The 20,711-nt window shown below is 61.9% G+C and carries 19 protein-coding genes and 1 pseudogene; 10 read left to right on the forward strand and 10 right to left on the reverse strand.

The window, feature by feature from the left end; all coding sequences use genetic code 11:
• Nucleotides 1–8: 8 nt before the first annotated feature.
• Nucleotides 9–956 carry a choline ABC transporter substrate-binding protein gene (choX, locus tag NGJ21_RS21765; RefSeq protein WP_251962667.1) on the reverse strand — a complete coding sequence of 316 codons (948 nt, stop codon included), beginning with the start codon at nt 954–956 and terminating at the stop codon, nt 9–11.
• A gap of 441 nt (nt 957–1,397) precedes the next feature.
• On the opposite strand from choX (NGJ21_RS21765), the gene NGJ21_RS21770 reads away from it, so the two are divergent.
• Both NGJ21_RS21770 and gbdR read left to right on the forward strand, forming a co-directional pair.
• Nucleotides 1,398–2,774, forward strand: a complete 1,377-nt coding sequence (locus NGJ21_RS21770; RefSeq protein WP_115273097.1) for an L-serine ammonia-lyase — start codon at nt 1,398–1,400, stop codon at nt 2,772–2,774.
• Between the two features lie 391 nt (nt 2,775–3,165).
• Nucleotides 3,166–4,272: a choline metabolism transcriptional regulator GbdR gene (gbdR, locus tag NGJ21_RS21775; RefSeq protein WP_115273096.1), complete on the forward strand. Its 1,107-nt coding sequence runs from the start codon at nt 3,166–3,168 to the stop codon at nt 4,270–4,272.
• Nucleotides 4,273–4,401: 129 nt separating this feature from the next.
• On the opposite strand, the gene NGJ21_RS21780 is transcribed toward gbdR, so the two are convergent.
• The 5 genes from NGJ21_RS21780 to choX (NGJ21_RS21800) form a co-directional block, all read right to left on the reverse strand.
• On the reverse strand, nt 4,402–4,659 hold the full coding sequence (locus NGJ21_RS21780; RefSeq protein ID WP_039604371.1) for a hypothetical protein: 258 nt from the start codon (nt 4,657–4,659) through the stop codon (nt 4,402–4,404).
• A 254-nt stretch (nt 4,660–4,913) separates the two neighbouring features.
• Nucleotides 4,914–5,387 (reverse strand): thioesterase family protein, encoded by a 474-nt coding sequence (locus tag NGJ21_RS21785; RefSeq protein WP_115273095.1) that lies wholly within the window; start codon nt 5,385–5,387, stop codon nt 4,914–4,916.
• Nucleotides 5,388–5,397: 10 nt separating this feature from the next.
• Complete coding sequence (locus tag NGJ21_RS21790; protein ID WP_115273094.1) at nt 5,398–6,363, reverse strand: L-carnitine dehydrogenase; 966 nt, start codon at nt 6,361–6,363, stop codon at nt 5,398–5,400.
• Nucleotides 6,364–6,379: 16 nt separating this feature from the next.
• Nucleotides 6,380–7,264 carry a 3-dehydrocarnitine:acetyl-CoA trimethylamine transferase CdhC gene (gene cdhC, locus NGJ21_RS21795; protein ID WP_046787501.1) on the reverse strand — a complete coding sequence of 295 codons (885 nt, stop codon included), beginning with the start codon at nt 7,262–7,264 and terminating at the stop codon, nt 6,380–6,382.
• Nucleotides 7,265–7,430: 166 nt separating this feature from the next.
• On the reverse strand, nt 7,431–8,375 hold the full coding sequence (gene choX / locus NGJ21_RS21800; protein WP_046787502.1) for a choline ABC transporter substrate-binding protein: 945 nt from the start codon (nt 8,373–8,375) through the stop codon (nt 7,431–7,433).
• A 144-nt stretch (nt 8,376–8,519) separates the two neighbouring features.
• Here choX (NGJ21_RS21800) and NGJ21_RS21805 point away from each other — a divergent pair, with 144 nt between their 5' ends.
• Nucleotides 8,520–9,467, forward strand: coding sequence for a GlxA family transcriptional regulator (locus tag NGJ21_RS21805; RefSeq protein ID WP_115273093.1), 948 nt, complete (start codon nt 8,520–8,522; stop codon nt 9,465–9,467).
• 2 nt (nt 9,468–9,469) lie between these two features.
• On the opposite strand, the gene NGJ21_RS21810 is transcribed toward NGJ21_RS21805, so the two are convergent.
• From NGJ21_RS21810 to NGJ21_RS21820, 3 genes are all read right to left on the reverse strand, one after another.
• Nucleotides 9,470–10,087, reverse strand: a complete 618-nt coding sequence (locus tag NGJ21_RS21810) for a hypothetical protein (protein WP_125925149.1) — start codon at nt 10,085–10,087, stop codon at nt 9,470–9,472.
• Between the two features lie 73 nt (nt 10,088–10,160).
• Nucleotides 10,161–10,853 carry a hypothetical protein gene (locus NGJ21_RS21815; protein WP_115273091.1) on the reverse strand — a complete coding sequence of 231 codons (693 nt, stop codon included), beginning with the start codon at nt 10,851–10,853 and terminating at the stop codon, nt 10,161–10,163.
• Nucleotides 10,854–10,990: 137 nt separating this feature from the next.
• Nucleotides 10,991–11,407: a lysozyme inhibitor LprI family protein gene (locus tag NGJ21_RS21820; RefSeq protein ID WP_115273090.1), complete on the reverse strand. Its 417-nt coding sequence runs from the start codon at nt 11,405–11,407 to the stop codon at nt 10,991–10,993.
• A 286-nt stretch (nt 11,408–11,693) separates the two neighbouring features.
• On the opposite strand from NGJ21_RS21820, the gene NGJ21_RS21825 reads away from it, so the two are divergent.
• From NGJ21_RS21825 to NGJ21_RS21855, 7 genes and pseudogenes are all read left to right on the forward strand, one after another.
• On the forward strand, nt 11,694–12,671 hold the full coding sequence (locus tag NGJ21_RS21825) for a dipeptidase (RefSeq protein ID WP_003257506.1): 978 nt from the start codon (nt 11,694–11,696) through the stop codon (nt 12,669–12,671).
• Between the two features lie 77 nt (nt 12,672–12,748).
• Nucleotides 12,749–13,279: a DUF5943 domain-containing protein gene (locus NGJ21_RS21830; RefSeq protein WP_012316656.1), complete on the forward strand. Its 531-nt coding sequence runs from the start codon at nt 12,749–12,751 to the stop codon at nt 13,277–13,279.
• A 15-nt stretch (nt 13,280–13,294) separates the two neighbouring features.
• Nucleotides 13,295–15,355, forward strand: coding sequence for a dimethylglycine demethylation protein DgcA (gene dgcA / locus NGJ21_RS21835; protein ID WP_251962668.1), 2,061 nt, complete (start codon nt 13,295–13,297; stop codon nt 15,353–15,355).
• A gap of 208 nt (nt 15,356–15,563) precedes the next feature.
• Nucleotides 15,564–17,516 carry a dimethylglycine demethylation protein DgcB gene (dgcB, locus tag NGJ21_RS21840; protein ID WP_119687909.1) on the forward strand — a complete coding sequence of 651 codons (1,953 nt, stop codon included), beginning with the start codon at nt 15,564–15,566 and terminating at the stop codon, nt 17,514–17,516.
• Entirely contained in the window at nt 17,516–18,748 is a 1,233-nt protein-coding gene (gene etfA / locus NGJ21_RS21845; RefSeq protein WP_125925146.1) for an electron transfer flavoprotein subunit alpha, read from the forward strand. The genes dgcB and etfA overlap by 1 nt, the downstream gene beginning before the upstream one ends.
• A 10-nt stretch (nt 18,749–18,758) precedes the next feature.
• Complete coding sequence (etfB, locus tag NGJ21_RS21850) at nt 18,759–19,529, forward strand: electron transfer flavoprotein subunit beta (RefSeq protein ID WP_119687907.1); 771 nt, start codon at nt 18,759–18,761, stop codon at nt 19,527–19,529.
• A gap of 393 nt (nt 19,530–19,922) precedes the next feature.
• Nucleotides 19,923–20,219: pseudogene (locus tag NGJ21_RS21855) on the forward strand (RHS repeat-associated core domain-containing protein); the annotation flags it as partial.
• A gap of 182 nt (nt 20,220–20,401) precedes the next feature.
• Here NGJ21_RS21855 and NGJ21_RS21860 read toward each other — a convergent pair.
• On the reverse strand, nt 20,402–20,707 hold the full coding sequence (locus NGJ21_RS21860) for a hypothetical protein (RefSeq protein ID WP_251962695.1): 306 nt from the start codon (nt 20,705–20,707) through the stop codon (nt 20,402–20,404).
• Nucleotides 20,708–20,711 lie beyond the last annotated feature (4 nt).

Consider the following 20,711-nt stretch of genomic DNA (forward strand, 5'->3'; position numbering starts at 1 on the left):
GTCTTGCGTTATTGCGTCAGTTTGGCTTTGGCCGCCTCAAGGCCGGGTTTGCCGTCCACGGTGGTCACCCCGGCGAGCCAGGCGTCCAGCTTGCCTGGGTTGTCCTTGAGCCACTTCTTGGCAGCTGCCTCGGGTTTCATCTTGTCGTCCAGGACATAGCCCATCATGGTGCTTTCATCCTTGAGCTCGAACGACAGGTTCTTGAGCAGTTGCCCTACGTTGCTGCACTCCTGCACATAGCCCTTGCGGGTATTGGTCAGCACGGTTGCCTTGCCCAATTCAGGGCCGAAAAAGTCGTCCCCGCCGGTCAGGTACTGCATCTTGAAGCGGGTGTTCATCGGGTGAGGTTCCCAGCCGAGGAACACGATCGCCTCCCCGCGCTTCTGCGACCTGTCGACCTGGGACAGCATGCCGGCCTCACTGGACTGCACGATCTTGAAACCGGCGTCCTTCAGGCCGAAGGCGTTCTTGTCGATCATGCTCTGGATGGTGCGGTTGCCGTCGTTGCCCGGTTCGATGCCGTAGATCTTGCCGTCCAGTTCCTTCTTGAACTTGGGAATGTCGGCAAAGTCCTTGAGGCCCTTGTCGTACAGCGACTGGGGCACGGCCAAGGTGTACTTGGCGTTTTCCAGGTTGGCGCGCACGGTTTCGACAGTACCGGCATCACGGTACTGCTTGATGTCGTTTTCCATGGTCGGCATCCAGTTGCCGAGAAACACGTCCAGGTCCTTGCCGGTGGCCAGCGACTTGTAGGTCACCGGTACCGAGATCATGGTGGTGTGGGTCTTGTAGCCCAGTGCTTGGAGCACAACGCTGGTGGTCGCGGTGGTTACCGTGATGTCGGTCCAGCCGACATCAGAAAAACGTACCGTCTGACACTGCTCGGGCTCTGCGGCCTGGGCCAGCAAGGGGGCGGACAGCAACGCGGCCAGCAACAGCGAGGGTGAACCTTTCATGGATGGACTCCTGTGATTTTATCTTCGGGTTCGCGAGGGCTGCCGGGCTTTCTCAGGGTCCGGTCAACCAGGCCTGCAGAGGGCAGGATGCGAGGCCGTGCAATACGAGTCGCTTTTGATAATCCACCAGCGCCGGGCAATCGCCTACTGGTGGGGTCGTAACCAGTACGGAACGGGTCGCTTTGAGTACTGGCGATGTCGCATATGGCTTTTTCCTCCCCTGCCTGCGTATTTTTCCGTCATCAGAGCGCCCGAAAGCGGCGCACATACAGCTCAAACAGCGCGGCGCTGCTGGACAAAAGTACGTCGGTTGCAGACGGCGAAGGGGGGCGTAAAAGCCCGATGATGCGTGCATTCGTGGCGGCTCGCAGCTTCAGCCTAGCAGTTGCCCCGCCCTGCGCATGGCGCGCAGAGACAAGCCCAGCAAGAGGTGTAGCGACAATGGCCATCAGCGTGTTCGACCTGTTCAAGATCGGAGTCGGGCCCTCCAGCTCCCATACCGTCGGCCCCATGCGTGCAGGCGCCCTGTTTGTTCAGGGGCTGCGTGAGCGCGGCGAGCTTGAGCAGGTGAAAAGGGTGCAGGTGCGGTTGTACGGTTCGCTGTCGGCCACCGGTATTGGCCACGGCTCCGACCACGCCACCATCATGGGCCTGATGGGCGAATGGCCGGACGCCATCGACCCGGCCCAGATCGTCCCACGCATCGCCGACCTGCGCGAAACCAACACCCTGAAGCTGGATAACCGGTTGCCCATCGAATTCGTCTGGGCCCGTGACATGCTGCTGCTGGACGAGAACCTGCCGTACCACCCCAATGCCATGACCCTGATCGCCGAAGGCGAGCAGGGGGAGTTGCACCGTGATACCTACTACTCGGTGGGAGGTGGTTTCGTGGTCGACGCCGCCCAGGCCGCCAGTGGTGTGCTGGATGCCGACCAGACGGTACTGCCGTACGATTTCAACAGTGCCGCAGAGCTGCTGCGCCTGTGCAAGCAAAACGACCTCAGCGTGTCGCAATTGATGATGGCCAACGAGAAGGTCTGGCGCAGCGAGCAAGAGATCCGCACCGGCCTGCACACGCTCTGGCAAGCCATGCAGGAATGCGTGCACAACGGCCTCAAGCATGAAGGCACGCTGCCCGGCGGGCTGAACGTGCGCCGCCGCGCGGCCAGGCTGCACCGCAGCCTGCAGGAGATCGGCAAGCCCAACGTGATTGGCTCGACCATGAGTGCCATGGAGTGGGTCAACCTGTTCGCCCTGGCGGTCAACGAAGAGAACGCCGCGGGCGGGCGCATGGTCACTGCGCCCACCAATGGCGCGGCCGGCATCATCCCGGCGGTGCTGCACTACTACATGCGCTTCAGCGATGAGGTCGACGAGTCCAACGTGGTCGACTTCTTTCTGGCCGCCGCCGCAGTGGGCATCCTTTGCAAAAAGAACGCATCGATTTCGGGAGCCGAGGTGGGGTGCCAGGGTGAAGTCGGTTCAGCGTGCGCCATGGCGGCAGCGGGCCTTGCCGAGGTGCTGGGGGCGACCCCGCCGCAGGTGGAGAACGCCGCCGAGATCGCCCTGGAGCACAACCTTGGCCTGACCTGCGACCCGGTCGGTGGCCTGGTGCAGGTGCCCTGCATCGAGCGCAACGCCATTGCTGCTGTAAAAGCCATCAACGCTGTGCAGATGGCCCTGCGCGGTGACGGCGAGCACTTCATCTCCCTGGACCAGGTGATCCGCACCATGCGCGACACCGGCGCCGACATGCATGACAAGTACAAAGAGACCTCGCGCGGCGGCCTGGCGGTCAGCGTCATCGAATGTTGATGCGCTGACTGTGCGCTACGCTCGTCAAGACGCCCCGTTTTGGGGCGTCTTCGCATCAGCCGATCGTCGGGTGTCGCGATCAGTGTTGCCATTGTCGGTGACACTAAACAGTGTCGTTTCTGGGCAACCTGCCTTGAGCGTGTCACCAATTTGCTCATAAGTGACACGCAAAGGCGCTGGCCCGCCGGTTTGAGTTTTTTACACAACCCGACCGCCGAGCCGGAATTGCTGAAAAAAGGCGTCGTTTTTGGGTTTTTTTGGATGGCCGTTCAATTTCAGGCACGGCCCTTGCGTTGAGATTGGTAAAGCCCCCGCACATGAACCGGGGCCATGACAAAAAAAATAGTGCCCGCCTGAGGCACGCCCTGTATTTGTGTGAGGAGAAATCGCGATGACGTCGTACACCTCCGGGAATCCAACCCAGAACCGCACAGCACCCCAGTCCATCGGGTTTCTCCTACTGGACAACTTCACCCTGATTTCCCTGGCATCGGCCGTCGAGCCGCTGCGCATGGCCAACCAGCTTTCGGGCCGTGAGCTGTATCGCTGGCATACGCTGACCGTCGATGGCGGCCAGGTCTGGGCCAGCGATGGCTTGCAGATCACCCCGGACGCCGCCATCGCCAACGCCCCTCCCATCGACACCGTGATCGTCTGCGGTGGCGTCGGTATCCAGCGTTCGGTCACCCGTGAGCATGTCACCTGGCTGCAGGCCCAGGCCCGTCAGTCGCGCCGTTTGGGCGCTGTGTGTACCGGCAGCTGGGCGCTGGCCTGTGCCGGCCTGCTCGACGGTTTCGACTGCAGCGTGCATTGGGAATGCCTGGCGTCGATGCAGGAGGCATTCCCGCGGGTCAACATGAGCACTCGCCTGTTCACCCTCGACCGCAACCGCTTCACCAGCTCTGGCGGCACCGCGCCGCTGGACATGATGCTGCACCTGATCAGCCGCGATCATGGTCGCGAACTGTCGGCGGCCATTTCGGAGATGTTCGTCTACGAGCGCATTCGCAACGAACAGGACCACCAGCGCGTGCCGCTCAAGCACATGCTGGGCACCAACCAGCCGAAGCTGCAGGAAATCGTCGCGCTGATGGAGGCCAACCTGGAAGAGCCGATCGACCTCGACGAACTGGCCGTGTACGTGGCCGTGTCACGTCGCCAGCTTGAGCGCCTGTTCCAGAAGTACCTGCATTGTTCGCCGTCGCGCTATTACCTCAAGCTGCGCCTGATTCGCGCGCGGCAGCTGCTCAAGCAGACGCCGATGTCGATCATTGAAGTGGCCTCGGTGTGCGGCTTCGTGTCCACCCCGCACTTCTCCAAGTGCTACCGCGAGTACTTCGGCATACCGCCGCGTGATGAACGAGTAGGTTCGAATACTGCACAACAGGTAGCGATGATGCCGATTCCGCAGGCCATGACTCTGTCCCCGCACAGCGGGCCGATGGCTGCATTGAGCCAGGCGCGCAACGAGTCGACCTTTGCCAGTGTGAGGCTCTGACGTCCCGGGGCTGCTTTGCAGCCCAATCGCCGGCAAGCCGGCTCCCACAGGTTCACCACCAAGCCTGAGATTGGTGTGAATCTGTGGGAGCCGGCTTGCCGGCGATGAGGCCAGTACAGAAATACGCGATCAGGCGCGCTTGTTGAAACTTGCAAGCGCTGGCAGCAACTGCTTGTCGATCGCCTGGCGCACCGCCGGCAGAATCGTCGCACTGCCCGTGTACATTTGCTCGACCATGCCCTTGAGCGCCCGCGCGTTAGGCTCGGTCAGCCCACGCACCACCGCCTCGCAGGCCTGCTCGGCACTGGCCCCGGCAGGGATGTCGAACCCGCGCGCGCGCAGTTGGCCGGCGAGGTCGTCCTGATCAATCAAATCCGCATGCATCATGGCTGTTGTCCCTTTTATCGCGAAAAGAGTGCTGCTGTGATTTACGACCGATTCTGTGTCGCCAGCGACACGGCCGCAACCACAGAATGCCGGCATGACTGCTTTGGCTAAGAACAGGTCGTTCCCGGCTAATTCCCAGTGCCGGGAAGATCGCACACTGGCCTCATTCACGGTACCGCAGGGTTTGGTCACCCTCACACATGCACAGTGGATGTTGCTCGCTCTTGGCCCCGCTGGCTCACGGCTTTGCGGGGTTATTTTTTGGGCAGGCCAATCACACGTCCCACATAGGCTGGCGCTGGAAGATGACGCTGTTCATCCACCAGGCCCTGCAGCAATGCCATGCTGCCCTCGCTGAACGGCGCCGCCTTCGGCCCTGCCAGGTCCACATGCAGCAGCATCTGCTCGCTGGCCGCCAGCGCTTCGTCGAACCCTGCGCGGTGCAGGCTGTGGTAAACGTGCAGGCGCTTCTTGTCGAACCCGATGATCTGCGTCTGCACCCACACATCAGTGCCAAGCTTCACTTCATGCAAATAGTTGATGTGCGCCTCCAGGGTGAACAGCGAATGCCCACTCTGCCCACGGCTATCGGCATCCAGGCCGATGCGCTCCATCAGCGCATCGGTGGCGTAGCTGAAGATCAGCAGGTAATAGGCATCGCGCAGGTGGCCGTTGTAGTCGACCCAGTCCTCCTGGACTGGGGTGCGGTAGGTGATCAGTGCGGGCATCGTGGTCTCCTCAGTCGCTGAACGACATGCCGTGGCTGGCCTTGCTGGTCTTCACCGCTTCCAGCACCGCCAGCAGGGTGTCATCACGATAGCGCTCCAGCGCGGCGATGCTGCGTTCGCCCAGTTGCTCGGCGGTGCCGTCCACCACATCGTCGATCAGCTTGTCGGTAAGCTCCGGTGCCGGCAGGTAGGTCCAGGGCAGTTTCAGCGCCGGGCCGAACTGCGACATGAAGTGGCGCATGCCGGCATCGCCACCGGCCAGGGTGTAGGTCAGGAAGGTGCCCATGAACGACCAGCGCAGGCCAGCGCCGAAGCGGATGGCATCATCGATTTCGCCAGTAGTAGCCACACCGTCGTTGACCAGGTGCAGCGCCTCGCGCCACAGCGCTTCGAGCAGGCGGTCGGCGATGAAGCCCGGCACTTCCTTGCGCACGTGTAGCGGGCGCATGCCGAGCGCGGTGTAGATGGTTTTTGCGGCGTCGATCGCCTCAGGCGAAGTACGGTTACCGCCGACGATTTCCACCAATGGCAGCAGGTAGACCGGGTTGAACGGGTGGCCGACCACGCAGCGTTCGGGGTGAGTGGAGGCCTCATAGAACTCGCTGGGCAACAGCCCCGAGGTACTGGAGCCGATGATCGCGTTCGGCTTGGCCGCGGCGCTGATCTTTGCATGCAGGTCGAGCTTGAGGTCCAGGCGTTCGGGTGCGCTTTCCTGGATGAAGTCGGCGTCACGCACACATGCCTCGATGGTGCTGACGAAGGTCAGGCGCTCCTGTGCTGCGCCAGGGGCCAGGCCTTGTTTTTCAAGCGCCGGCCAGGCGTTGGCGACACGCTTGCGCAAGGCCTGCTCGGCGCCGGGTGCCGGGTCCCAGGCGACCACATCCAGGCCATGGGCCAGCGCGCGGGCAACCCAGCCGCTGCCGATCACGCCACTACCCAGGGCGGCGAAGGTCTTGATCTCGGTGATGAAAGGCATATCGGACTCCGGGGTATCAGCGGCGTTTGAGGTTCATTTTTTCCCGGCCTTCTGCCGGGGTGAGGATGCGCCCACCCATGCGGGTGATGATTTCGCTCGCGCGCTCCACCAGTTGGCCATTGCTGGCCAACACGCCTTTGTCCAGGTACAGGTTGTCTTCAAGGCCCACCCGTACGTTGCCGCCCAGCAGCACCGCCTGTGCCGCCATGGGCATCTGCATGCGGCCGATACCGAAGCCGGCCCAGGTGACGTCGGCAGGCAGGTTGTCGACCATCGCTTTCATGGTGGTGGTGTCGGCCGGTGCGCCCCACGGTATGCCCAGGCACAGCTGGAACAGCGGGTCATGCAGCAGGCCTTCCTTGATCATCTGCTTGGCGAACCACAGGTGGCCGGTGTCGAAGATTTCCAGTTCGGCTTTTACGCCCAGTTCGGTGATGCGTTTGGCGCCGGCGCGCAATTGCGCCGGTGTGGAGACGTAGATGGCGTTGCCGTCGCCGAAGTTGAGGGTGCCGCAATCGAGCGTGCAGATTTCCGGCAGCAGTGCTTCGATGTGGGCCAGGCGCTCCAGCGGGCCGATCAGGTCGGTGCCCGGGCCAAATTCCATGGGCGACTCGCCCGGGCCGATTTCCAGGTCGCCGCCCATGCCGGCGGTGAGGTTGACGATGATGTCCACGTCGGCTTCGCGGATGCGTTCCATGACCTCGCGGTACAGGTTCACGTCGCGGCTGAAACGGCCGGTTTGCGGGTCGCGGACGTGGCAGTGGACCACGGTGGCGCCGGCTTTGGCGGCCTCTACGGCGGACTCGGCGATCTGCTTGGGGGTGACCGGGACCAGGTGGCTCTTGGCGACCGTGTCGCCGGCGCCGGTGAGGGCGCAGGTGATGATGACGTCGTGGTTCATGGTGGTTCCTTGTCAGGGTTGTGGTGGCCCAATCGGCGTAGGAGCGGCCTTGTGTCGCGAAGGGGGCGCATAGCGGCCCTTGGGTTTGTGCAGCGCGCACAGATCCTGGGGCCGCGTTGCGGCCCTTTCGCGACGCAAGGCCGCTCCTACAGGCGATGAGGCCCTGTCAGTTGGCGGTGAGCTTGAGGTTGTCCGCCGCAGGCTTGCCATCGAAGGTGGTTACCCCTTCAAGCCAGCGCGCCTTGTCCTCGGGGTGGTCCTTGAGCCACTGGCGGGCCGACTCCAGCGCGTCCTTGTGGTCGAGCAGCGGCTGCATCATGCGGCTCTCGTCTTCGGCGCTGAATTTCAGGTTGGCCAGCAGGCGATGGGCGTTGGGGCAGCGTTGGGCGTAGTCCGGTGCGGTGACGGTCCACACCGTGGCGCGGCCTTCGTCAGGGCCCAGGGCATCCTGGCTGTCACCCAGGTAGACCATGTCGATGTTCACGTTCATCGGGTGCGGCGCCCAGCCGAAGAACACCACGGCCTGCTTGCGGCGCACAGCGCGGTCGACTGCGGCGAGCATGCCGGCCTCGCTGGACTCGACCAGCTGGAACTTGCCCAGGCCGAACTGGTTCTTGGCGATCATCGCCTTGATCTGGGTGTTGGCGCCGGACCCGGGCTCGATGCCGTAGATCTTGCCGCCCAGCTCTTTCTCGAACTTGTGGATATCTGCGAAGCTCTTCAGGCCTTTGTCGGCCAGGTACTTGGGTACGGCCAAGGTGGCCCGGGCATCTTCCAGGCTGGGTGCGTCGAGCACCTTGACCTGCTGGGCATCGATGAACGGCGTGATGGTCTGGGTCATGATCGGGTTCCAGTAACCCAGGAACATGTCCAGGCGCTTGTCGCGGATGCCGGCAAAGATGATCTGCTGCGAGGCGCTGGTCTGTTTGGTCTGGTAACCCAGGCCGTCGAGCAACACTTGCGCCATGGCGCTGGTGGCGATGACGTCGGTCCAGTTGACCACGCCAAGGCGTACGTTCTTGCAGGCCGCGGGTTCGGCGGCGAAAAGCGGTGTGGCAACGATGCTGCTCAGGGCAAGGGACAACAGGCTGCGGCGGATCAAGCTGTGCATGGTGGCTCTCCATCGGCAGTGCATATTGTTATTGAGGGCGGCCTCTGCGGACCGTGTGAATACGCTACGCTGGCCGCACCTTGGCCAAGCGCACGCTGGCGACAGGAATTAGCACCTGGGCGACCAGTTTCTGTGGAGTAGGGGATGATGGAGACGATTGCCTTTCTGTTGGTGTCGGGTTTTTCCGCCATGGGGTTCATTTCGGCGCTGGAACCATTGCGGGTGGCCAATCGTTTTGGCGGGCCGTTGTACCGGTGGCAGGTGCTCAGCCTGGACGGCGAGGCGGTGCTGGCGAGCAACGGCATGTCGGTCAATGCCGATGCCGCGCTGGGGGAGGGTGAGCCCGCCAATATCCTGCTCGTGGTAGCGGGCTTCGAGCCATTGGCCAATGTCGCGCCGAAGCTGCTGCATGCGCTGCGTCGGCTGCACCATGACGCGGTCATGCTGGGGGGCATCGATACGGGGGCGATGGTACTTGCCGAGGCGGGCTTGCTGGACGGCTACCGGGCGACATTGCACTGGGAAGCGCTCGAGGCGTTCAAGGAGCGCTACCCGGGCCTTCAGGCGACGCAGGAGCTGTTCGAGATTGACCGCAGCCGCATCACCTGTGCTGGCGGCACCGCTTCGATCGATTTGATGCTGCACCTGATTGCCCAGTCTCACGGCAGCGACCTGGCGGTAAAGGTGTCCGAGCAGTTCGTGCTGGGTCGTATTCGTCAGCGTCAGGACCACCAGCGCATGCAGATCGGTGCGCGTTACGGTATCAGCAACAAGAAGTTGGTCCATGCCATTGGCGAAATGGAAAAACATACCGAGCCACCCCTGAGCACGCTGGACCTGGCCGCTGCGATCAAAGTGACACGGCGCCAACTGGAGCGCTTGTTTCGTATGTACCTAAATGAAACACCCAGTAGTTTTTACCTTGCTCTACGGCTGGACAAGGCGCGTCAGCTGTTGACCCAAACTGACATGTCGGTGACCGAGGTCAGCCTTGCGTGCGGCTTTGAACTGCCATCGTATTTCACGCGGCGCTACAAGCTGAGGTTTGGAAAGTGCCCACGGGAGGAGCGCCAACCTGCGCGTTCAAAATAGCTTCATTCCAGTTTGCGTTTGAGAACGGCTAACAGCTTTTCGCGGTTTCTGGCCTGCAGGTCTTTGCGCAATGACGCGAATTCGCCCATGTTGAAGCGTGCGCCCAGATGGTCAAATATCAGGTTCAACTTCTGGGTGGGTTCGACAGGGTCGGTCTTGCAGTAGACATAGAACAGGATGGCAACGGGAATTTCGTCCCCTTCATGATCCATTTCAATGCTCAGATGTGAAGAAGCGTTCATTACGTTAAAGGTGTGCATTCCCGCAGATTGCATTGCGGCTTTGACGTTTTCTTCAACGCTCTTGAACCAAGGCCCTTTTTCGCGTAGCGGGGGTATATAGCCACTGTACACATCGCTCAATGCGTGCAGGTGCGGCTCGTATGAAATGGCTTGATGCGTATGTTCGAACAACGTGAACTTCAACGATTGCAAGGTGGCGATAACGACCGTGAACCATTGCTCAGGCTGGGTCTCCATCGAGTACTTTTCATTGGCCACGGCCTGTGAATAACGAAGACACAGCTGCAAGTCTTCCCATGTTTCCAGTGTCAGCCATGGCGCGGGCTTGATGTTCAGCCGCTCTTCGAATATTCGGGTGTCCAGGCTTGCATCGCTCATGCGGCATCGCTCCTTGATGAATGCACATGATGGGAACCGGGTACCCGGAAATCCTGATACCCGGCCTCGCTATTTAGATAGCGAGGAAGGCGGCGATGTCGCCTTTGATCTTTTCATTCACAAGATCACGCGCAGCATCGAAGTGACGAACGCTGAACGTACCCTGTTGCGACGCGCGATAGACGCGGGTCGACGTCTTGTCGATTTTGCGGGTCAGGGCGCCTTCACGCTCGATTTTCGAGTCGTAGCTGGCCTGGAAGCTGGTCATGTGCATCACAGGCAAACCTTGTGGCGTCATTTCGCATTGGGCCACTACGAAGTTGCTCGATTTGCCGGATTCGCTATGGCTGTGCTTTTCCAGGTGGGCCTTGACTTCCGGCTTCTGCACGACGATTTGCAGAACACGCTTGGCACAGGCCATGCGACGAGGGTCGCGAGCCACGCTGATGGTGATGGATTTGGTCATCAGCTCTGCCAAGGTCAGGTTGTCTTCATCAATCGCATCTTCGGCATGTGCCGCACCCGTCATGGTCCAGCCGAACTTGATCAGGCCATCGTTGTAGAAGTTGTACCACTCGCGCTGCTGGGTTTCCTTGTCGAACTTCTTGTTGGCCAGTTCGGTCATCAACCGCATACCTGCCAGGATGTCTTCGGCAATGCCCGCAGGCACATTTTCAGCGAATACGCAGATCGTCTGGCCGGTAGCGGCTACGCGCTCTTGGCCTTCTTTGCGGATTTTTTCCATTTCAACTTTGATGTCAGCCATTTCGGTGTTCCTTGATAGTTGAGGATTCCAAGGCGCACGTTGCAAGCACGTGGCCTTGGCGCACTATCGAGAAATGGCGCAGTGACTATCAGCAGCAGGTTGTTCCTCTGGAGAAGATCTTTCAATCACTGCCTGGATCAATCTTCCGGTGCCGGCTCATCACTGTTCTGCGAGCCCAGGCTGCGCAAATACTCCGATCGCTCATCGCTGCGTTGGGCGACGCAGCTGTTCCATGCCGTCTGGTAGGCCTTGCTGCCTGGCTGTTCGGCATGGGTTTCGACTTTGCAGTCGGCATCGCGCAGTTGGCTCCAGAGCTTTTCGGCGGATTCGATCCGCGACTGCAGGCCAGCTTCGTCGTCATACTGCTCGCGCATGCGTTGAAGCAGGTCGTCGTAGGTCGACTTCAGCTCACGCTCGGCGGTCTGCTTGTTGAATGCCGCACACTCGAACGTCTGCTGGTCGTTCTCGACATTGTCGCAAGGCGTGCTTTCTTCCTCACCGGCCTGGGCCCCGCTCACGACGGCCAGCAGCACCAGCCATGCCATTGATTTCATCCGTTTTCTCCTCAACAGGCTGTCGAATCGCTGGGATTCTCGCTCAGCCAGAGCCCGCGCGATAGGTCCCTGACCAAATGTTCATTTAAGGGCGGCAAAGGGTCGTTATCGAGACTGTCTCGCATCCCCGAACGGCATGCCAGACGCGGTCATGTCGCGCATTGACGCTTTCGGCAAACCCCCTGTCGTTTTTGCATCGGGGCGCCCTTGGGCACAGGCATATGCTGGCCCCAAAGCGCCGGCACAATGTTCGGCACGAACCCACTCAATAAAAGGGGACAGCCTGATGAGCCCAGCCGAGCTTCACGCCGACAGCATCGTTATCGACGGTTTGATCATCGCCAAGTGGAACCGCGAACTGTTCGAGGACATGCGCAAAGGCGGGCTGACCGCAGCCAACTGCACGGTGTCGGTCTGGGAAGGCTTCAAGGCCACCGTCGACAACATCGCTGCCAGCCAGAAGCTGATCCGCGACAACAGCGACCTGGTGATGCCAGTGCGTACCACCGCCGACATCCGCAAGGCCAAGGAACTGGGCAAGACCGGTATCCTCTTCGGCTTCCAGAACGCCCACGCCTTCGAAGACCAGATTGCCTACGTGGATGTGTTCAAGCAGCTGGGTGTGGGCATCGTGCAGATGTGCTACAACACCCAGAACCTGGTCGGTACAGGCTGCTACGAGCGTGATGGCGGGCTGTCCGGTTTCGGCCGCGAGATCGTCGCCGAGATGAACCGCGTGGGCATCATGTGCGACCTGTCCCACGTTGGCTCCAAGACCTCCGAAGAGGTCATCCTGGAGTCGAAAAAACCGGTCTGCTACTCCCACTGCCTGCCCTCGGGCCTCAAAGAACACCCGCGCAACAAGTCGGATGAAGAGCTGAAGTTCATCGCCGACCATGGCGGCTTCGTCGGCGTGACCATGTTCGCGCCGTTCCTGGCCAAGGGCATCGACTCCACCATCGACGACTACGCCGAAGCCATCGAGTACACCATGAACATCGTCGGTGAAGACGCCATCGGCATCGGCACCGACTTCACCCAGGGCCACGGCCAGGATTTCTTCGAGTACCTGACCCACGACAAGGGTTACGCCCGTCGCCTCACCAATTTCGGCAAGATCATCAACCCGCTGGGCATCCGCACCGTCGGCGAGTTCCCCAACCTCACCGAGACCTTGCTCAAGCGCGGCCATTCCGAGCGTGTGGTGCGCAAGATCATGGGCGAGAACTGGGTAAACGTTCTCAAGGACGTCTGGGGCGAGTAAGCCGCTCTCCAAGCCTTAAGGCCCCGGCCAGCAACGTCGGGGCAGCCAAAAACAAATTTTTATGGAGTTGAGTTTCCATGGCCAAGATCGCCCCGCAATTGCCAATCGAAGTCGACAGCGAAACCGGTGTCTGGACCAGCGACGCCTTGCCGATGCTGTATGTGCCGCGTCATTTCTTCGTCAACAACCACATGGGCATCGAGGAAGTGCTGGGCGCCGACGCCTATGCCGAGATCCTCTACAAGGCAGGCTACAAGTCGGCCTGGCACTGGTGCGAGAAGGAAGCCGAGTGCCATGGCCTGGAAGGCGTGGCGGTGTTCGAGCACTACATGAAGCGCCTGTCCCAGCGTGGCTGGGGCCTGTTCGAGATCCAGGACATCGACCTGGACAAAGGCACCTGCAGCGTCAAGCTCAAGCACTCGGCGTTCGTGTACGTGTATGGCAAGTGCGGCCGCAAGGTCGACTACATGTTCACCGGCTGGTTCGCCGGCGCAATGGACCAGATTCTCGCTGCCCGTGGCAGCTCGATCCGCACCGTGGCCGAGCAGGTCTATGGCGGGTCGGAAGAAGGCCACGAAGATGGCCTGTTCGTTACAAAGCCGTTGTAAGCCGGAGATAGCGTCATGGCATTCGAAGCAATGTTCCAGCCGATCCAGATCGGCAAACTGACCATCCGCAACCGCGTGCTCAGCACCGCGCACGCCGAGGTCTACGCCACTGACGGCGGCATGACCACCGACCGCTATGTGAAGTACTACGAAGAGAAGGCCAAGGGTGGCATCGGCCTGGCGATCTGCGGCGGCTCGTCCGTGGTGGCCATCGACAGCCCGCAGGAATGGTGGTCGTCGGTCAACCTGTCGACCGACCGCATCATCCCGCACTTCCAGAACCTGGCCGACGCCATGCACAAGCATGGCGCCAAGATCATGATCCAGATTACTCACATGGGCCGCCGCTCGCGCTGGGATGGTTTCAACTGGCCGACCCTGATGTCGCCTTCCGGCATCCGTGAGCCCGTGCACCGCGCCACCTGCAAGACCATCGAGGTGGAGGAGATCTGGCGGGTGATCGGCAATTACGCGCAGGCTGCGCGGCGCGCAAAAGAGGGCGGCCTGGACGGCGTCGAGCTTTCGGCTGTGCACCAGCACATGATCGACCAGTTCTGGAGCCCGCGGGTCAACAAACGTACTGACGAGTGGGGCGGCACCTTCGAAGGCCGCATGAAGTTCGGCATGGAAGTGCTCAAGGCGGTGCGCGCCGAAGTCGGCGACGACTTCTGCGTGGGCATGCGTATCTGTGGTGACGAGTTCCACCCCGATGGCCTCAGCCACGAGGACATGAAGCAGATCGCCGCCTACTACGATGCTACCGGCATGATCGACTTCATCGGCGTGGTCGGCTCGGGTTGCGATACCCACAACACCCTGGCCAACGTCATTCCCAACATGAGCTACCCGCCAGAGCCGTTCCTGCACCTGGCAGCCGGCATCAAGGAAGTGGTCAAGGTCCCGGTGCTGCACGCGCAGAACATCAAAGACCCGAACCAGGCCACGCGTATCCTCGAAGGCGGCTACGTGGACATGGTCGGCATGACCCGTGCGCACATCGCCGACCCGCACCTGATCGCCAAGATCAAGATGGGCCAGATCGACCAGATCAAGCAGTGTGTTGGTGCCAACTATTGCATCGACCGCCAGTACCAGGGCATTGATGTGCTGTGCATCCAGAACGCCGCGACCTCCCGTGAATACATGGGCGTGCCGCACATCATCGAGAAGACCACCGGCGTCAAGCGCAAGGTGGTGGTGGTCGGTGCTGGCCCTGCCGGCATGGAAGCGGCGCGCGTTGCTGCCGAACGCGGCCACGACGTGACCCTGTTCGAGAAGAAGGACCAGATCGGCGGGCAGATCACCATCGCCGCCAAGGCGCCGCAGCGTGACCAGATTGCCGGTATCACCCGCTGGTACCAGCTGGAGCTGGCACGCCTGAAGGTCGACCTGCGCCTGGGTACTGCCGCTGACGTGGCGACCATTGAAGACCTGCGCCCGGACGTCATCGTGCTGGCAGTAGGCGGGCACTCGTTCCTGGAACAGAACGAGCACTGGGGCGCTGCCGAAGGCTTGGTGGTCAGCAGCTGGGACGTGCTCGACGGCAAGGTCGCGCCGGGCAAGAACGTGCTGGTGTACGACACCATCTGCGAATTCACCGGCATGTCGGTAGCCGACTTCATCGCCGACAAGGGCAGCCAGGTCGAAATCGTCACCGACGACATCAAGCCGGGCGTTGCCATGGGCGGTACCAGCTTCCCGACCTATTACCGCAGCATGTACCCCAAAGAAGTGATCATGACCGGCGACATGATGCTGGAAAAGGTCTACCGCGAAGGCGAGAAGCTGGTGGCGGTGCTGGAGAACGAATACACCGGCGCCAAGGAAGAGCGCGTGGTCGACCAGGTGGTGGTCGAGAACGGTGTGCGCCCTGACGAAGCGCTGTACTACGCGCTCAAGGAAGGCTCGCGCAACAAGGGCCAGATCGACGTGGAGGCGCTGTTCGCCATCAAGCCACAGCCGATCCTCAGCCAGCCGGGCGAAGGCTACCTGCTGTACCGCATCGGCGACTGCGTGGCCCAGCGCAACGTACATGCGGCGATCTACGACGCCTTGCGCCTGTGCAAGGACTTCTGATCGCACCGCCTCTCTAGGGGCGGGACCGGCCCCCCGTGTAGGAGCGGCCTTGTGTCGCGAAAGGGTCGCGAAGCGGCCCCAAGATCTTCACAGCACTATAGATTTTGGGGCCGCTTCGCGACCCTTTCGCGACACAAGGCCGCTCCTACATGGGGTCCGCGCTGGCCTTCGGGGCAGCGCAAGAATCCAGCTGTTGTGGGAGCCCCCCATGTTGAACACCCTGTTACCCATCCTGCTGTTCGCTGCCCTTGGCCTGGCGGTGCTCGGCGCCCTGCGCCGGGTGCGCATGTGGCGGCGTGGCCGAGCCTCCAAGGTCGACCTGATCGGCGGCTTGCTGGCCATGCCGCGGCGCTACCTGGTGGACCTGCACCACGTGGTCGAGCGCGACAAGTACATGTCCAAGACCCACGTGGCCACTGCGGGCGGCTTTGTACTGTCGGCGGTGCTGGCAATCCTGGTGCACGGCTTCGGCCTGCAGAGCAAGATCCTTGGCTACGCCTTGCTGGTGGCGACTGTAATCATGTTCACCGGTGCCATCTTCGTCTTCAAGCGCCGGCTCAACCCGCCATCGCGCCTGTCCAAAGGCCCATGGATGCGCCTGCCGAAAAGCCTGCTGGTGTTCGCCGCAAGCTTCTTCATCGCCACCTTGCCGGTGGCCGGCATCTTGCCCGCCAACACCGGCGGTTGGGTGATGGTCGCGGTACTTGCCCTGGGCGTGCTGTGGGGCGTGTCGGAGCTGTTCTTCGGCATGACCTGGGGCGGCCCGATGAAACACGCCTTCGCCGGGGCCCTGCACCTGGCCTGGCACCGCCGCGCCGAACGCTTCGGCGGTGGCCGTTCAACCGGCCTGAAGCCGCTGGACCTGGAAGACCCGAACGCCCCGCTGGGCGTGGAAAAGCCGGTGGACTTCACCTGGAACCAGCTGTTGGGCTTCGACGCCTGCGTGCAGTGCGGCAAATGTGAGGCGGTGTGCCCTGCGTTCGCTGCGGGCCAGCCGCTGAACCCGAAAAAACTCATTCAGGACATGGTCATCGGCCTGGCCGGTGGCACCGATGCCAAGTTCGCCGGTAGCCCGTACCCTGGCAAGCCGATCGGTGAACACGGCGGTAATCCACACCAACCGATCGTCAACGGCCTGGTCGACGCCGAAACATTGTGGTCGTGCACCACCTGCCGTGCCTGCGTCGAGGAATGCCCGATGATGATCGAGCACGTCGATGCCATCGTCGACATGCGCCGCCACCTCACCTTGGAAAAGGGCGCGACCCCGAACAAGGGCGCCGAGGTGCTGGATAACCTGATCGCGACCGACAACCCGGGCGGCTTTGCCCCAGGCGGGCGGATGAACTGGGCCGCTGACCTTAACCTGAACCTGCTGTCTGAAGTGAAAACCACCGAAGTGCTGTTCTGGGTCGGTGACGGCGCGTTCGACATGCGCAACCAGCGCACCCTGCGGTCGTTCGTCAAAGTACTCAAGGCCTCGGGCGTGGACTTCGCCGTGCTCGGCCTGGAAGAGCGTGACAGCGGCGATGTGGCGCGCCGCCTGGGTGACGAAGCAACCTTCCAGCAGTTGGCCAAACGCAATATCCAGACCCTGGCCAAGTACAAGTTCCAGCGCATCGTCACTTGCGACCCGCACAGCTTCCATGTGCTGAAGAACGAATACGGCGCGTTGGGCGGCGACTACCAGGTGCAGCACCACAGCACCTACATCGCCGAACTGATCGCAGCCAGCAAGCTCAACCTCGGGCAGCACAAGGGCGGCAGCGTCACCTATCACGACCCGTGCTACCTGGGCCGCTACAACGGCGAATACGAGGCCCCGCGGCAAGTGTTGAAGGCGCTGGGTATCGAAGTGCGCGAAATGCAGCGCTCGGGGTTCCGTTCCCGCTGCTGCGGCGGTGGCGGAGGTGCGCCGATCACCGACATCCCGGGCAAGCAACGTATCCCCGACATGCGCATGGATGACATTCGCCAGACCCAGGCCGAGCTGGTGGCGGTGGGATGCCCGCAGTGCACTGCGATGCTCGAAGGGGTGGTCGAACCGCGCCCACAGATCAAGGACCTCGCCGAGTTGGTAGCCGATGTGCTGATCGAAGAGGAAACGCCCGCGGCCCCAAAGTCGCCAACGGTAGAACGTGAACCTGCGGAGGTGCACTGATGAGCGACATCATCCGCCGCGACCCACGCGCCGAGTGGATCGCCCGTAACCGCCTGCATCCGCTGCATGCGGCGCTGCAGACGCAACAAACCCGCTGGCTGGGGCCCAATGGCCTGATGCGCAAGAACCCGCATGCCATTGCCGCCGGTTTCATCGGCCCCAATGGCCTCAAGCGCATCGACCGTAGCGGTGCTCAACAGGGCACCGCTGGCGGCGGGCGGCGTAGCGCGGCGGCCGAAGTGCAATTGCCGCTGCATCAGGTGCCAGCGCCTGCGTTCTACATCGCCGTGGTGCCCGACATGGTGGGCGGCCGCCTCAGCAGCCATGACCGTGACCTGCTCGGCCTCGCCCACAGCCTGGCCGGCAGTGACGGCGCGGTATTGGCCGTGGTGTTTGGTGAGCACAAGGAAAGCAAGTTTTCCACAGCGGGTGTCGACCGCTTGCTGGTCATCGACGGCGAACAGTTCGAAGGTTATGCACCGGAGCAACGGGTGCAGGGCCTGCGCGCTGTGGATAACCAGTTCACGCCACGCCATTGGTTGTTGCCCGATAGCCGCACCGGCGGTGGCGAACTGGGCCGGCGCTGGGCTGCGGCCTTGGGCGAACGCCCGGCAACGCGCGTCTGGCAGGTCAAGGACGGCCAGTGCATCGGCCGTGCTGGTGCGGGTCAGCAGGACCTGCAACGCGCGGTGCCGCGCCTGATCCTGGGCGCCGCCGAATGCGCCGAACCGGTCAGCGAAACCCGGCACGAAGCATTGCCGGTGGAGTTGTCCACAGGCGTGGTGCGCAGCCTGCCACGCATCGAGGACCTTGGTTCGGTGGCCGTCGACCCGGCGACCATCGCCATGGCCGAGGCCGAATTCATCGTCTCGGGGGGCAACGGCGTCAAGGATTGGGACCTCTACCACCAGGCGACTGCTGCCCTGGGGGCAACCGAGGGTGCTTCGCGGGTGGCGGTGGACGATGGCTTCATGCCGCGTAACCGCCAGGTGGGCGCAACCGGCACCTGGGTTACCGCACGGGTCTATGTGGCTGTGGGTATCTCTGGTGCGATCCAGCACCTGCAAGGCATCGGTGCCTGCGACAAAGTGGTGGCGATCAACATGGACCCAGGCTGCGACATGATCAAACGGGCCGACCTGTCGGTGATTGGCGACAGCTCGGCGATTCTGAAGGCTTTGATCGAGGCTGTGGACAACTTCCGCAGCGGCGGCCAGCGCGACGCAGCATAGGGGCATGAGCATGAGTACTAAAGTCATCAGCCTGGTTTCCGTCGGTGCCCACCCGAGCTCCGGCCGCGCCCGCCGCGCCGAGCAGGATGCCCGTGCGGTGGAGCTGGGCTTGCAGCTGGCTGGGGATAACTTGCAGGTGGTGCATGCTGGCGACCCGCATGAAGAGGCATTGCGTGCTTACCTGGGCATGGGCCTGGACCACCTCGATGTGCTAGAGCAGCCCGCAGGAGCCGATGTGCTGGGCGTGCTTGGGGATTACCTGCGTGATGCCGGTGCGCAGCTTGTGCTAACGGGTAGCCAGGCTGAAACCGGCGAGGGTTCGGGCATGTTGCCGTTCCTGCTGGCCGAGAAACTGGGTTGGCCGCTGATAGTCGGCCTGGCCGAAGTGGAATCGATCGACAACGGCACCGCTCAGGTCCTGCAGGCGCTGCCCCGTGGGCAGCGGCGCAGGCTGAAGGTACGTCTTCCGTTGCTGGCAACTGTGGATAACGCGGCGGCCAAACCGCGGCAGAGCGCGTTCGGTCCGGCCCGGCGCGGTGTGTTGGCGGCGCGCAATGTCGCTATCGTCGAGGATGAACTGCTGGGCGAAGCGCAGTTGCAACCAGCCCGCCCAAGGCCCAAGCGCCTGAAGGTGATCAAGGCCAAAAGCGGCGCCGACCGGATGAAGGCCGCGACGGCCAAGGCCAGTGGTGGTGGCGGTAAGGTCTTGAAAGACGTTTCTCCACAAGAAGGCGCCGAGGCGATTCTCAAGTTGCTGGTGGAGGAGGGCGTATTGCGCTGAGGTTACCCACGGAATCTGTTCGCCAAGGTGTGGATAAAGTGTTTGTCAAACGCTGCAAGCCAGCAAGGACGCCGTCTTGAAGGATATGATCAAATAATCGCCAATTACTGCAAACCTGGGTCTAAACACCACGGCCCCTAAGGTTTTGCTCTGTTATCCACAGCAGTTATCAATATCCCTATGACTTGCCCACAATGTCTGTTAGTCAACCTGTGGGCAAGTTGTTTGGTAAGTGCTACAGCCATTGCTTTCAAAGGCTTGCAGGGTTTTGATCAAAAAATGATCTGACGAGGCTGAGCTTCGCTCCGGTCCAGCTGTAACTGTCATTTCTGCCAGTTAACGTTCCATACAGCCCTTGTTAACGTTAGGGCACAAATGGTCTGGAGCGTTGCCATGGGCACGACCACACTGCTGGCAACTGATCTCCAGCGCACCGTGCTGCGCAGCGGGCATACCCTGTATCGACGCTATACCCCCTATGGCGGGTTCAGGCCGGATGATGGCGCTTGGTTGGGGTTTTCAGACGCCCACCTTGATCACGCCAGTGGCTGCTACTTGCTGGGTAACGGGCACCGTGCCTTTAGCCCGGCACTGATGCGCTTTGGTTCGCCTGACCGACTCAGCCCATTCGCTCGGGGTGGGCTAAATGCTTACGCTTATTGCCTTGGGGACCCGATCAACCATCGCGATCCGACGGGGCAGGAGGCCGCAGACTATCTGTTTCCCATCCTGAGCATCCTTTCCAACCTTGCGGGTGCGTTCACCAGTGGTCTACGGCTGCGATCGATGTGGCGAACCCGCCATATGCATCAAGCAACGGGATCCTATCCTGCCAGCCGTGGTGGCGTTATGACCTATGGCACCGTGGAAAGTCATACATCACCGCCGTCATCGGTCGATTGGGCGCTCACAGGGATAAGTGGTGTCAGTGCCGTTGCAGGCATTACCCTGGGCATCAGCCGAACCGTGGAGCCAGGAGAAGACTGGCAGACATGGGCGTTGGCGACCCTGACCGTCATATCGCTGGGCACATCGGTCAAAGAGGTGTGGTCGTTGGCCCAGGCCAGGTCGTGGGAGCGATATCCCATTACCGCTCGGTGGTACGGCACCAACCGGGCAGGTTCAGCAAGCCCGATGCCTTCGGCCGTTAGGCGGAACAGCGCGGCTGTAAACGTCATAAGG

It is taken from the genome of Pseudomonas sp. Marseille-Q5299 (assembly GCF_943737035.1).
GTDB lineage: Bacteria > Pseudomonadota > Gammaproteobacteria > Pseudomonadales > Pseudomonadaceae > Aquipseudomonas > Aquipseudomonas putida_E.

Coding starts and splice junctions, on each gene's coding strand:
- choX (WP_251962667.1), bottom strand. CDS start 956: ATGAAAGGTTCACCCTCGCTGTTGCTGGCCGCGTTGCTGTCCGCCCCC.
- NGJ21_RS21770 (WP_115273097.1), top strand. CDS start 1,398: ATGGCCATCAGCGTGTTCGACCTGTTCAAGATCGGAGTCGGGCCCTCC.
- gbdR (WP_115273096.1), top strand. CDS start 3,166: ATGACGTCGTACACCTCCGGGAATCCAACCCAGAACCGCACAGCACCC.
- NGJ21_RS21780 (WP_039604371.1), bottom strand. CDS start 4,659: ATGATGCATGCGGATTTGATTGATCAGGACGACCTCGCCGGCCAACTG.
- NGJ21_RS21785 (WP_115273095.1), bottom strand. CDS start 5,387: ATGCCCGCACTGATCACCTACCGCACCCCAGTCCAGGAGGACTGGGTC.
- NGJ21_RS21790 (WP_115273094.1), bottom strand. CDS start 6,363: ATGCCTTTCATCACCGAGATCAAGACCTTCGCCGCCCTGGGTAGTGGC.
- cdhC (WP_046787501.1), bottom strand. CDS start 7,264: ATGAACCACGACGTCATCATCACCTGCGCCCTCACCGGCGCCGGCGAC.
- choX (WP_046787502.1), bottom strand. CDS start 8,375: ATGCACAGCTTGATCCGCCGCAGCCTGTTGTCCCTTGCCCTGAGCAGC.
- NGJ21_RS21805 (WP_115273093.1), top strand. CDS start 8,520: ATGATGGAGACGATTGCCTTTCTGTTGGTGTCGGGTTTTTCCGCCATG.
- NGJ21_RS21810 (WP_125925149.1), bottom strand. CDS start 10,087: ATGAGCGATGCAAGCCTGGACACCCGAATATTCGAAGAGCGGCTGAAC.
- NGJ21_RS21815 (WP_115273091.1), bottom strand. CDS start 10,853: ATGGCTGACATCAAAGTTGAAATGGAAAAAATCCGCAAAGAAGGCCAA.
- NGJ21_RS21820 (WP_115273090.1), bottom strand. CDS start 11,407: ATGAAATCAATGGCATGGCTGGTGCTGCTGGCCGTCGTGAGCGGGGCC.
- NGJ21_RS21825 (WP_003257506.1), top strand. CDS start 11,694: ATGAGCCCAGCCGAGCTTCACGCCGACAGCATCGTTATCGACGGTTTG.
- NGJ21_RS21830 (WP_012316656.1), top strand. CDS start 12,749: ATGGCCAAGATCGCCCCGCAATTGCCAATCGAAGTCGACAGCGAAACC.
- dgcA (WP_251962668.1), top strand. CDS start 13,295: ATGGCATTCGAAGCAATGTTCCAGCCGATCCAGATCGGCAAACTGACC.
- dgcB (WP_119687909.1), top strand. CDS start 15,564: ATGTTGAACACCCTGTTACCCATCCTGCTGTTCGCTGCCCTTGGCCTG.
- etfA (WP_125925146.1), top strand. CDS start 17,516: ATGAGCGACATCATCCGCCGCGACCCACGCGCCGAGTGGATCGCCCGT.
- etfB (WP_119687907.1), top strand. CDS start 18,759: ATGAGTACTAAAGTCATCAGCCTGGTTTCCGTCGGTGCCCACCCGAGC.
- NGJ21_RS21860 (WP_251962695.1), bottom strand. CDS start 20,707: ATGACGTTTACAGCCGCGCTGTTCCGCCTAACGGCCGAAGGCATCGGG.